Below are 12,581 nucleotides of genomic sequence, written 5' to 3' on the forward strand. Positions count from 1 at the left end.
CATGGCTAAATCAAAACTTTTTTGGCCAATAATGGTATTGGTTTTTATCTTAGTATTCAACTTATTCTTTGACCCTAGTTTTTTTACAGTTGAAATAAGAAATGGTCGTTTTACTGGTAGTCTGATAGATATATTAAACCGTGGTGCTCCACTCATGCTGATTTCAATTGGGATGACGCTTGTCATTGCTACTAAGGGAATTGATCTTGGGGTAGGTTCAGTTATTGCTATGTCAGGTGCTGTAGGTGCGATGACAGTTACAGGTTCACCAGAAGGAAGCCTTACGCCATTATTTTTAGCCATTGTACTTGCTTTAGGAGTTTCTGTTTTGACAGGTGTATGGAATGGTGTACTTGTTTCTCGGATTGGGGTTCAACCGATTGTAGCTACATTAATTCTTATGGTAGCAGGTAGGGGTGTTGCCCAGTTAATAACGAATGGACAAATAACTACTGTTTATTACGAACCGTACAAATTTATCGGTGGTGGATATTTGCTGATGCTTCCACTGTCTATTTTCATAGTAGCATTTGTTTTCCTGATTGCCTTGTACTTAACCCGAAAAACATCAATTGGTTTGTTTATAGAATCTGTTGGTGCGAATCCAAGTGCTAGTCGTTTGTCTGGAATTAACTCGAAGAACATTATTCTAATGGTCTATATGTTTTCTGGACTTTGTGCTGGCATCGGTGGATTAATTTTGAGTTCCAATGTAGCGAGTGCAGATGGGAATAACGCTGGTTTATGGTATGAACTAGATGCAATTTTGGCAGTAGTAATTGGTGGTACTTCATTAATGGGCGGCAGATTTTTTTTGACGGGTACAATTATTGGAGCATTGATTATTCAAAGTTTGACTACTACTATTTATTCGATTGGTGTACCGGCTGAAACAAACCTTGTGGTAAAAGCAGTAGTTGTATTGATTGTATGTCTACTCCAATCACCTGAATTCAGGAATAAAGTATTTGGAGCATTTACTAGGAAAGGTATAAAGGATACCAAGGATAAGGGAGTGACTTTATCATGAAAAGCTTAAAGCTAGATTATAGACAGCTCCCCTTACTTGCAACATTTGCGTTGTTTATTATGATGTACGCTTTTGGATCAACTAGATATACTGGATTTTTGTCAACGCAAGTATTTTTAAATCTATTTATAGATAATGCATTTCTAATTATTGTTGCTGTAGGGATGACATTTGTTATCTTATCAGGAGGAATTGATCTTTCGGTTGGATCGGTAATTGCCCTAACTAGCATGGTGGCAGCAAGCTTGGTAATGAATGCTCAGCTTTCACCATGGATTGTAATTCCAATTTGTTTACTAGTTGGCTCTCTAATAGGACTTGGACAAGGATGTTTAATTCATTTCTTTAATTTACAGCCGTTCATAGTGACACTAGCTGGTATGTTTCTTGCAAGGGGACTTAGTTATTTAATTAGTGTTGAAACCATAGCAATTAACAATCCATTTTTCGATTTTATGGCCAGTTCGAGAATTCCATTAGGGGATAGTTTTATTTCTATTAGTGTTGTAATTGCTTTGGTTGTAGTTGTCCTTGCAGTTTTTGTGGGACATTACTCAAAGTTTGGACGAAATGTTTATGCACTTGGAGGTAATGAGCAATCAGCCGTTTTAATGGGTCTGCCAGTTGGTAAAACGAAAATTATGATTTATGTAATAAGTGGTTTTTGTGCTTCACTTGCTGGTTTAGTATTCACCTTTTATATGCTATCTGGGTATGGGCTACATGCTAATGGATTAGAATTAGATGCAATAGCTGCTGTTGTTATAGGTGGAACATTGTTAACCGGTGGAGCAGGATATGTCGCGGGAAGTGTCGTTGGGGTACTAATTTTAGGGATTATCCAAACCATTATTGTTTTTGAGGGTACGCTAAGCTCCTGGTGGACTAAAATAGCGATTGGTGCTTTACTGTTGTTATTTATTGTGTTCCAACGAGTTATAGTGATTAGAAGTAAAGTGAAAAAGTCTTCTGTTACTTAATAGTTTAGTTTAAAGCTGTTTTATAATAGCTTTTTTAAAACATAAGACCTATGATTGCGACGAAACTACCACTCCGGAAATACACTTCGCTTTCCGCGGGCGGCTGTTGAGCCTCCTCGTGCTCCCGCACTGTGGGGTCTCATCTATGCCTTTCCATCCCGCAGGAGTCTCCGTGTATTTCCTTCGTTGGTATGATTCTTTATTTACATAAAAACAAGCAACAACGGTCTTCGATTAGAAAATAATAATACTAAAAAAAGTAGACTCTTACAGTTTTTGTCTAAACTGTAAGAGTCTACTTTTTGTTTATTTTTTAAAGGTGTTACTTTCTCCTAGTAATTTCTCTACTAATTTATAAATAGATAGAAGTTCATATAAAATAATAATCTCGGCCGTGAAAAAGGTGGGGTTCTCATTTTCTTTTTCATTAGTTGCATTTCTTTTACTAATCCAGAAGTGTTCCATTAACTTATGGATTTCTTCTTGATGTTTGATTTTATTGTATCGATCTGGGTAAATCATTGATTCAGCTAATGCTTCAACTGTAGCTAAAATATTAGCACTTTCTTCTTTGGTCCAAGATAAATCAACCAAAGGAGTATTAATCAAGTTCCCAATATGATAGTGAATCAAGCGCAGAGCCGATATTTTTTCTTTTTCCTCTTCAAAAAGCTTTTTTTCTTTCTCATTTAGACGATGATATTTTCCTTCCTCATTTTGAAATTGAATGAGCACGTCCGTCTTATCTAGATTTCTTTTCACTTGGGAAAAAGATTTCTGCAAGGTGGCCTCATTTGTATAGGTAGAAGCTTCATGTACCATTTTTGTGGAAACATCTAATAATTCTTCACCAGTTGCTTTTAACAAGGAGTGAATATTCATCAGAATGCTATTGGAATAGTTAGGGGGTAATATAAACATATTGACCGCAGTAGACACTAATAAACCTATTGAGGTTGTTCCAAGTCTGATAAAGAAAGCTATTAAAAAATTCCCATGAATAACCTCGATCATTGCAACAGAGGTCAATGTCGCTACAAGTAAACCTGAATGTAGCTTCAGTTTATAACAGGTAATAATTGTGAAGACTGCTGCAGCTGTGTACGTTATTGGCGAGTTTCCAAATACGGAAATGAAAAAAACTGCGTACGCTGATCCTATCGCAGAGGCGGGCAGTCGGATAATTCCTTTTTTTATTGAGTCAGATACAGTTGGTTCAATCGTGACAATTGCAGTGATGACAGCAAAAACCGCAGGCCACCCCATCCATTGACAAATGAATGACGTTACCAGTACTGCTACTCCTGTTTTAACAACTCTACTACCAATAAATTTATATTTTTTCATCGAATTCACCTTCAGATTCCTAATAAGTAAATTATAACGAACTATAAGGCTTTATAACACTTAATTACCAATTTTTTTAAACTTTCTGCAAATATTGCCACAATTTGTCTGAAAATTAGTAATGTAAACGTTATCATAGTTTGGTATGATAAAAACATTACCTGTTGTTTTTTCTGCTTTCCCTCAATAGTTGTTCGTTGTAGAAAAGATGAAAAACAAAAAAACATAACAAAAATCACTAAATTGTTAACCTCTAAGGAACTACTGTCATATACTACAGTAAATCAATTAATGGCTTTGAATTAATTTTTCGTTCGGATAGGTTAAGAAAAATATTGACTTGCACGTTTTCTGAAAAGGGGGTGAAGGAATGCTGTCTGTTAAAATGTTAAAACCTTATTATGTGAAGGAAGAATCAGATTGCATTCGAGTTGTTTTAGCTTATCAATACTTTTCACTATTATTAGATGACAAGGTATATCAATTTGTTCCGCTAGAATCAAGAGAAATACGTATTAATCGAGAAACTCAAAAAGTGGAAAATGAACAAGATGTTTTCGTCTTTCAAAAAGGAAAAGAATACAGTCGTGTAGCCTTGTCAGAATTACTAAAACTGTCGGATTTTTTAACCCATTTAAATTCGATCCTCCAACCTTATCTGAATGGTGATACGACTCCAATTGAGACAGATGAAATTGATCAAGTAATTATTGCGTTAGAACGAGAAAACTTAAAGCGTTTAATAGATATGGCTTTAGAGGATAAGGATTATAAAGATTTTAAAAAATATACGGATAAGCTTAATGAAATGTAAGCATTAAAATGGCCAATATTGCTGATTTAAAAAGCTGATTTGCAAAAGGGCAGAAGCCAGAGGTTTCTGCCCTTTTGCATTTTTTCGGTTCATTTGAGTGGCTAGATAAAGAGAGTGTTAGTAAAATATAAATAAACTAGCTTTAAAGGGGAGAGAAGAATGGATTTAAACTTATCTGGAAAGTCAGTTTTGGTTACTGCAGCAAGCAAAGGCCTCGGAAAAGCAACTGCACTAGAATATGCAAAAGAAGGCTCGCGTGTTCTTATTGCTAGTCGGAATAAAAAAGAATTAATGAAGACAGTTGAAGAAATTAAAGAAGAGACAGGAAATAGTCATATAGATTTCGCTGTTTGTGACGTGACTAATCCAGAACAGATTAAACAAATGGTCCAAAAGTGTGTCGATTGGAATGGTACGGTCGATGTATTAATAAATAATGCTGGTGGACCCCCTGCAGGTACTTTTGATCAATTTAGTGATGAGGATTGGCAGCATGCATTTGAACTCAATTTACTAAGTTTCATAAGAACGATACGTGAAGTGCTACCACATATGAAAAGTCAGCATAGCGGTCATATTGTTAATATTGCATCTTCTTCAATTAAACAATCATTAGATAATTTAATGTTGTCCAATACGTTCCGACCAGGGATAGTAGGGTTAGCAAAAAGCTTATCTCAGGAGTTGTCTGTGGACAATATACTAATCAACACAGTTGGGCCAGGTACAATTGAAACAGATCGTATTGTTGAACTAAATAGTCTTCGTGCCAAACAATCTGGTATTAGCTTCGAAGAGCTTCATTCTCAAATGGAGCAATCAGTTCCGATGAAACGATTAGGTCGTCCTGAAGAATTTGCTAAAGCAATTGTATTTTTTGGTTCAGGAGCAAATACATATATAACTGGTCAGTCGCTTATCGTCGATGGTGGACTAGTCAAAGCACTATAGTGATTAACTACAATCGACTGATTATGTGAAGGCTATTATCAATTTCTGTAAAAGTATCACCAACTAGTGTAAGATAATAAATGGATACGCTATCATTTATCATATACTTTATAAGTTAACAGGATGTTTAATGATGAGCTAGTAGTTTTTCTATATTAAAAAATGAAGGTGGCTAATTCTATGAAACAAGTAAAATGGGGAGTTTTAAGTACCGCTGGGATTGGACAAGAACAACTTATTCCTGCCATTCAGCGATCAGGAAACGGTGAAGTAATAGCAATTGCAAGCAGAGGAGATAAGGCAAAAGAGGTTGCTAAAGAACTAAATATTCCTAAAGCTTATACTAGTTATGAGCAGTTATTGGAGGACCCAGAAATTGAAGCGGTTTATATCCCACTTCCAAATAGTTTGCATAAGGAATGGGTAATTAAAGCGGCAGAGCATGGAAAACATGTTTTATGTGAGAAGCCTGCAGCATTAAATGGAGCTGAACTAAAAGAGATGATTGACGTATGTGAACATCACCAGGTGCAGTTTATGGAAGCCTTCATGTATCAATTCCATCCACAGCATGAAAAGGTTAAACAATTAATTCAGTCCGGAGTAATTGGTGAAGTTGCTTCTATGCGAGGAGCTTTCTCTTATTTCTTAGGTGACCCTGAGACAAATATCCGAATGTCCTCAGATTTAGGTGGAGGTGCATTGTATGATATTGGCAGCTATGCAACCCATTCGATTCGTTATATTATGGATGCCGAGCCTGTTAAGGTTTATGCAAGTGCTAAAACCGATCCAAAGTATAAAGTTGATACGACAGTAGCCGGAGTTTTATCCTTTGAAAATGGGGTAGAAGCATTATTTGATTGTAGCTTTGAGGCAACTTTTAGAAATTTATATGAGGTCCTTGGTTCAACTGGTAAAATAGAAGTAAATTCAGCCTATCGCCCAGATACTAGTGAAAATGGAGAAGGAGTTATCCGAGTAACTAAGGATAACGGTGAGGTAGAAGAATTTAGTGTTGCAGGTGATCAGTATAAGCTGCAAGTGGAGCATTTTTCCGAGTGCGTTCTAGAAAATAAAGAACCTAGCTATTCTAATGAAAAAATTACTAACAATATGAAAGTTATTGATGCTTGTTTTAAAGCGATTGAAACAGGAAATAGTGTTCGAATAAAATAATAATACGATATTTTTTAAAAAGATTGTTGTTTTGACGCAAAATCCATAGACTGCGACATAAATTTTTGATGATTTTTTCACTTTTCCTTAATCGGCTGCTATGTTGACTTGCGCTCCGGGCAGTCGCTTTCCGCGGGCAACGCTTCAACTTCCTCGGAAGAATACCACTTCCTGGGGGATTTTCAGCCGTCGCTTTTCCCGCTGGAGTCGACTGCCCTGCGCTTCAATCAACCACTATATAAGAGTAAATATTTAGTTGTTTGGTTATTGTAATTATCAAAAACAGGAATAAATTACGTAAAATATACATGAATAATCCTCAAAAATATAACCAATTCCCCTTCGTGAGGGTAGTCATATTTTATGGTATAAACGGTTTTCTTATAGTTCAATTCATTTGAACAGAAAGCTACTTTAAGCTTTGGAAAAAATGCGACACTCCTCGAAAATATAAAGCAATTTTCTTCGTGTGTTGCAAATTCACGGATGTCATTTCTGGTCCTATGGGAAAGGAACAGTCTGAAGACCCCGCAACGAGCGTTTTTTCTCGTGAGAAGGCTAAAGCGTTCCCCATGGAAAGGAAGTGTTTTTCCGAAGCGATGGCTAACCTTCATCCTATACAGGATGAGGGTAAGCCACGACAAAGTTACGACGCTTTTTATATCGAATACGAATAAAAAAACAACAAAACTTACGAAAAGAACCTAAGAATAAAACAAGAAGAGCTAATCCAAATGGGATTGGTTCTTCTTGTTTTATTTACTATCTTGTTTATCTAAATATATCAGCCAAGGTGTTAACAACATAACCGCTATTCTGTTCTTCAACCATCATAGCAATCAGTAAATCATGCTCCTCAGGGTAAGCAACAAACCAGCCATTCTCTTTACCGTTGTCATCATCCAGAGATGTTTTTAGTTCTGCTGTACCAGTTTTTCCTGATAATTTTGCATTAGCTATGTTAGCACCTTGAGCAGTACCTTTGCTACTAGTTACAACCATTCGCAATGCTTCCTGTATCAGCAGAGCATGCTCGCCAGATACAAGATCCGTTTTCCATGCCTCACCAGTAGGTTGATCCATTTCAAGAACAGGATTTAGCATCGTTCCATTGTTTAGGAATGGTGTGTAAGTTAGCGCTAAATGCAGCGCACTAATTTGCATTTCACCTTGGCCATAACTTGTATCTGCTAGTAAAATTTCTCTATCAATTTCTCCAGATGAAGATACTTTACTTTGCTGAATTGGATAAGGAAATTGTATATCTTCTCCGAAACCAAAATGATTTAAGCCTGAGACAAATGTTTCATTTCCCATCTCAATTGCTTTTCTGGCAAAGAAAATATTGTCCGACCTTACTAGGGCGTCGGTTAAATCAACGGGACCAGTTGATTCCGATACTCTTCTGACCTGATTATTACCCCATGAATCCCCATTACTCCATGTTAACCCATTAATCTCTATTCCTTCCCCTGGGACGATTGTCCCCGATTGAAGTCCTATTGCACCTGTAACTGGTTTAATCGTTGAACCTGGTGAAAAAGTCGAACTGAAACGATTCAACAGTGGCAATTGAGGGTCATTTTGTATTGCTTCCCAATTAGCTGAACTTATTCCATATGCAAATTCGTTTGGGTCATAGGAAGGACTACTAACGAGTGCTAGGGTTTCACCAGTTTTGGGGTGAATTGCGGCAGCTGTTCCAGCGTTATCTTGATAAGATGTATAGATTTCTGTTTGAAGTTCTGCATCAATAGTTAGATTGATGGTTTCACCATTTTTCACTGGTTTTTCTGCTATGACATGGTCTTCTTCACCTTCTTGTTTTACAACTATCTTTATACCCTTTTCACCTTTAAGTCTTTCTTCAAAAATGGACTCTAGTCCGGATTTTCCAATTACATCGTTAGCGGAATAAATGGTTGGATCAAGCTCTTCTAATTCTTCGGCTGTGATTTTCCCAATATATCCGGTAAGGTGGGCTGTTGCTTTCCCATAAGGATAAATACGACCAGTAGTTGCTTGGTAAGTAAGTGGCTCAATTTTAGCATGAAGTTGGTCTGCTTGTTCCTCAGTTATTGTCGGCATCATTTTTAATGGGACAAAATGCTGAGGTTCAACCCAACTAGCGCCGATAGCAGAATCTATCGTCTCAACATCTATATCTAGAGCATCTGCAATGGCCTGTTTTTCCTGGTCAGGATTATCTGCGAATCTTTCTGGTACCACACCTAAGTTGAAAACAGATTCATTAACGGCAAGCCCATTATGAAATCGATCAAAAATTTGTCCTCTTATTGGTGATTCATTTATAATTTCGATATCGCCTCCAGCTTTAAGTTCCGGAAAAATGAAGCCGGGGTCCCATTCAACAAACCAGGTTATTTCATCCTCTGAAAGCTCTTGTTGAACCATGGTGGCCTGATAATCAAAAGTAATTGGTCCAGCCAACGTATCCATTTCTACATGGATTGGAAACGTCTTGGTTAAATCTTCTTCACTTGATTTCTCTTCTTCTTCATCTTCTGCAGGGATATCAAAAGTTACGTTTAAATTAGTTACATTAAGGTCATTGTAAATTTTTTGATACCTGTCAACAAATTGCTCTGTCGAATATTCCTCTTTTGATGATGAGAAAATCATCTCATACATGGAAGAATAATTTAGTTCATTCCATTGTTGTATGTATTCTGTCAATCTATCTTCAGGTTTAACCTCTTCTTCAGAACAAGCGGAGAGGATAACAAGTAGTAGGATAAAAATCATTAAGCTTATTTTGCGCATATATTTAACCTCCATTAATATCTATCTAGAAAACTGAATCTATTAATTCAAAATACTATGATACTATCCTATACAAAAAAGAATCCATATATGTCAGAAAAACCACTCATCATATATTGATGAGTGGCTATTCTTTCCATTATAATAGTTTACTAAGTTGCTTCCATATGGTCTTTGATCTCGGTCTTAATTCGTGACATTTCTTCATCTGGCACAACGTAGTACCAAACGCCACCCATCGTGCTACCATTTCCGTTGACTTGGATATTTTTAACATTGTTACGTGTACTGCGATAGTTAGAAAAAACAGTTTGCATATCGTTCATGTCTAAATTCGTTCTTACATTTTCACCAAGGATATCAAATATATCTCCAACTTTTGTAAAACTAGAGAAACTGGCTGCTTCGCTGATAGCTGCTTGAATAACTTGACGTTGACGATCATTACGACCGAAATCACCACGAGGGTCTTGCTTTCTCATTCGAGTAAATGATAAGGCTTCTTCACCTGTTAAATGAATCTCACCTTCAGGGAAATTCGTTCCACCCTCTGTAAAAGCTAGGCTATTGTTTACTGTCACACCACCTATGGCGTTTACACCCTGAACAAAGCCTTCCATGTTTACTTTAGAATAATAGTGGATAGGGACATCTAACATTTCTTCTACTGTAGTTAAAGCTAAATCAGCTCCACCAAACGCATAAGCATGATTTATTTTATCATCGCCTCGACCTGGAATATTTGTATAAGTATCACGAGGGATACTCATCATTAGCATTGAATCTGTGTTAGGATTCAGTGATAAAAATACCATGGTATCAGACCGACCGGCATCATTAGTACGTTCATCGACACCCAACAGAAGGACATTAAATGCTTCCTTGTTAGTGAAAATGCCTTCCATTTCTTTCTCTCGTTCGGTATCTCTTTCTAATGGTTGATGCATTGTCTCAACTGCATTATCCAACTGATTAAATATATATAAACCGTAACCTACAACTGATAGGATAATTGCTAATAAAATTCCTCCAACCCAATACGGCCAGCGGCGTTTTTTCTTCATTTGTCTGTTATCAATTCGACTTGCCATTTTATCACCTTTTCTATTAGCCTGATTTCTAAACAATCAAGTAATTATAGCTTAAAAACAATTAATTAGTCTATATAAATTTTCAAAGAAAAGTAAGTAGTGGGAATTTTTACAAACAGAAAAGTTTAGGCCATATAAAGTATGAATAATAAAGGAGTTTGAGCTTTTAATTAATAGGTATAGCGGTAATGATGTATCGTTCTGGTGCGTCACCTATAAACGAAAAAGGATAACAAGTTGTAAGAATTAATTCTTCATTTGGGGCAGTAGATTTAATAATCGTTCGATCCTCAGCATCAACAATCTGCGAATCAACCATTTCATATGTGAATTCTCCATACGGAAGCGTAACAATTAGTTTGTCTCCAATTTTAACATCTCCTAACCCTCTAAAGACTGTATCTCGGTGTCCTGATAATACAATTTGGTCATTTTGGAGAGGGAATGCACTTCCATTATAGTGCCCAACACCTTTTTCTAATTCATCCGGATCTGTTCCTTCTACAATAGGCAACTCAGCATTAATACTTGGAATTGTTAATATTCCAATAGTTTCCCCTTGATTAGGAGCATACGACTTAGCAGTCAAGTCAGCTGTATCTTTTTTAGTTGTATCTTTTCCTAACATGGCTTTCGCTTGATTTAAACTCTGTTTTTCAGCAGCTTGTGTCTTTACATACTGGTAACCACCAAATCCAACAAAAATAAGACCAACAATAATAAGGAGGAAAGCAAGCTTTTTCATTTAAATTGACCCCATTCGAATGTAATTGTTAAAAACAATATCTTTATAAAACTTTACCATTCCACTATCAAAAACTCAACTGCCAGAAGTCTGATAATCTGTAAGTATCGTTACTGATTTTTTAATAATAAATAAGAAATAGGTTTTCGAAAAATGCATTTATCTGAATATTACAAAACTAGTTAGAAACCGACAAAATAAGACGCCCAAAAGCTTGAAAAACTATAGTATATTTAGTATACGAAATTAGCTTCTTCAGTAAAAGGCAAACTTATTGAAAAATAAGGACGCAAAGATACGGGTCTAAGGTAAAATGCTAAGATAGCCGTGCTACCTCGTTAGGAGTATTGGGGAGGAAGTCTTATATGAAACTACTATATAAGAGACTTTTAGACAGGGATTGGATTGAGATGATGGAAGAAGCAAAACAGTTGGGATTATCAATAGAAGAAGTGAAATTATTTTTGCTAGAAAACAAAAAATAAAAAAAATGTCGTAATTGTGCTTTATATAGAACCATTTGCCTATTTTATGATATAATAACGTGGAAAGTAGGTGAATGGCCTTGATCGGGGACAAAATAAAACAATTACGGCAGGAAAAGAGAATGTCTTTAACAGAATTGGCAGAAAAAGCAGGTGTAGCCAAATCATACTTAAGTTCAATTGAGCGTAATCTTCAATCAAATCCATCAATACAATTCATAGAAAAAGTAGGAAGAGTATTAGGGGTAACTGTTAATGAGCTTCTAATTAGTGAGAGTAATGAGGAGTTAAAGAAACAGTTAGATGGTGATTGGTTAACACTAGCTCAGGAGGCCATGGAATCTGGTGTATCTAAACAACAATTCAAAGAATTCTTAGAGTTTAATCGTTGGAGAAAAAATCAAGACGGCGAATGAATTTGATTGTTCATGTAATATGTCAGAGTATTTCCGGGAAAAAGCCAAAGAAGCTAATGAATTAGATTCTTTGGCTTTTTTATATACTTATAAAGATGGGACAAGCTATTTCACGTGATTGTAAAAGATTATCCTGAAAATCTTATGATTTATAAAATCTCTTATAAAGAATGACATTTTAAAAAGCGTTGTATATTAGAAAAGATTATAAGGTGGTGCAGCATGAGTAAGTGGATTCATTGGATTTTTCCTTTGATTTGGATGGGAGTCATTTTTCACTCTTCATCACAACCATATCAGGAACAAGATATAAAACCCTTTTTATCTAATATAATTGATTTATCCTTTTTGGACAGGTACCTAAATTGGATTAAATTTACATATCATCAATCAGAAGTTAGTGTTGCAAGCCTCGGCGTTAACGGCTTGCTTGAGTTTTTTATTCGTAAAGGTGCGCATGTCACCGTGTTTTTGGTGTTAATGATCCTCCTTTACTTTGCTTTTATAAAAACCGTGTCAATGTCAAAAAATGAATTACTAATTATTTCATTATTTATTACTATCGCTTATGCAGTTTTTGATGAAATTCATCAAGGATTTACACCAAATCGAACACCATTCTTTGGGGATGTGCTGTTAGATACATTTGGAGCAATCATCGGGTTAGGAATCATATTGTTGATTCGATTTAAACGGAATTCTAACTAGGGAGTACCCTGATGAACTTAACTGAGAAAATATCATATTATATATTGGGCG

At 35.9% G+C, this 12,581-nt stretch carries 12 protein-coding genes and 1 riboswitch; of the genes, 8 read left to right on the forward strand and 4 right to left on the reverse strand.

The features are described from left to right. The first annotated feature begins 1 nt into the window (after position 1). Together GH741_RS04590 and yjfF are read left to right on the forward strand one after the other, a co-directional pair. Positions 2-1,030: an ABC transporter permease gene (locus tag GH741_RS04590; RefSeq protein WP_153735611.1), complete on the forward strand. Its 1,029-nt coding sequence runs from the start codon at positions 2-4 to the stop codon at positions 1,028-1,030. Continuing rightward, a complete protein-coding gene (gene yjfF / locus GH741_RS04595) occupies positions 1,027-2,010 on the forward strand; it encodes a galactofuranose ABC transporter, permease protein YjfF (RefSeq protein ID WP_153735612.1) in 984 nt (327 codons plus the stop codon). The genes GH741_RS04590 and yjfF overlap by 4 nt, the downstream gene beginning before the upstream one ends. Positions 2,011-2,316: 306 nt before the next feature. On the opposite strand, the gene GH741_RS04600 is transcribed toward yjfF, so the two are convergent. Next, positions 2,317-3,357, reverse strand: a complete 1,041-nt coding sequence (locus GH741_RS04600) for an aromatic acid exporter family protein (RefSeq protein WP_153735613.1) — start codon at positions 3,355-3,357, stop codon at positions 2,317-2,319. A 370-nt stretch (positions 3,358-3,727) separates the two neighbouring features. Here GH741_RS04600 and GH741_RS04605 point away from each other — a divergent pair, with 370 nt between their 5' ends. The 3 genes from GH741_RS04605 to GH741_RS04615 all read left to right on the forward strand — a co-directional run bounded on the left by GH741_RS04605 (position 3,728) and on the right by GH741_RS04615 (position 6,301). Beyond that, entirely contained in the window at positions 3,728-4,171 is a 444-nt protein-coding gene (locus GH741_RS04605) for an IDEAL domain-containing protein (protein WP_153735614.1), read from the forward strand. 159 nt (positions 4,172-4,330) lie between these two features. Continuing rightward, complete coding sequence (locus GH741_RS04610; RefSeq protein ID WP_153735615.1) at positions 4,331-5,122, forward strand: SDR family oxidoreductase; 792 nt, start codon at positions 4,331-4,333, stop codon at positions 5,120-5,122. 180 nt (positions 5,123-5,302) lie between these two features. Beyond that, positions 5,303-6,301, forward strand: a complete 999-nt coding sequence (locus GH741_RS04615; RefSeq protein WP_153735616.1) for a Gfo/Idh/MocA family protein — start codon at positions 5,303-5,305, stop codon at positions 6,299-6,301. 771 nt (positions 6,302-7,072) lie between these two features. Here GH741_RS04615 and GH741_RS04620 read toward each other — a convergent pair. From GH741_RS04620 to GH741_RS04630, 3 genes are all read right to left on the reverse strand, one after another. Then, positions 7,073-9,085 (reverse strand): penicillin-binding transpeptidase domain-containing protein, encoded by a 2,013-nt coding sequence (locus GH741_RS04620; RefSeq protein WP_153735617.1) that lies wholly within the window; start codon positions 9,083-9,085, stop codon positions 7,073-7,075. 152 nt (positions 9,086-9,237) lie between these two features. Then, a complete protein-coding gene (locus tag GH741_RS04625) occupies positions 9,238-10,176 on the reverse strand; it encodes an LCP family glycopolymer transferase (protein WP_276608211.1) in 939 nt (312 codons plus the stop codon). 166 nt (positions 10,177-10,342) lie between these two features. Next, complete coding sequence (locus GH741_RS04630) at positions 10,343-10,921, reverse strand: class D sortase (RefSeq protein ID WP_153735618.1); 579 nt, start codon at positions 10,919-10,921, stop codon at positions 10,343-10,345. 254 nt (positions 10,922-11,175) lie between these two features. Continuing rightward, positions 11,176-11,259, forward strand: a riboswitch (cyclic di-GMP riboswitch). A gap of 27 nt (positions 11,260-11,286) precedes the next feature. Between GH741_RS04630 and sinI the strand changes: the two genes are divergently transcribed. The 3 genes from sinI to GH741_RS04645 all read left to right on the forward strand — a co-directional run bounded on the left by sinI (position 11,287) and on the right by GH741_RS04645 (position 12,530). Next, positions 11,287-11,406, forward strand: coding sequence for a DNA-binding anti-repressor SinI (gene sinI / locus GH741_RS04635; protein WP_153735619.1), 120 nt, complete (start codon positions 11,287-11,289; stop codon positions 11,404-11,406). Positions 11,407-11,486: 80 nt separating this feature from the next. Beyond that, positions 11,487-11,822: a helix-turn-helix domain-containing protein gene (locus GH741_RS04640; RefSeq protein ID WP_153735620.1), complete on the forward strand. Its 336-nt coding sequence runs from the start codon at positions 11,487-11,489 to the stop codon at positions 11,820-11,822. Between the two features lie 222 nt (positions 11,823-12,044). Then, positions 12,045-12,530 carry a VanZ family protein gene (locus tag GH741_RS04645; RefSeq protein ID WP_153735621.1) on the forward strand — a complete coding sequence of 162 codons (486 nt, stop codon included), beginning with the start codon at positions 12,045-12,047 and terminating at the stop codon, positions 12,528-12,530. The last annotated feature ends 51 nt before the right edge of the window (positions 12,531-12,581 follow it).

Source organism: Aquibacillus halophilus (assembly GCF_009649745.1).
GTDB lineage: Bacteria > Bacillota > Bacilli > Bacillales > Amphibacillaceae > Aquibacillus > Aquibacillus halophilus.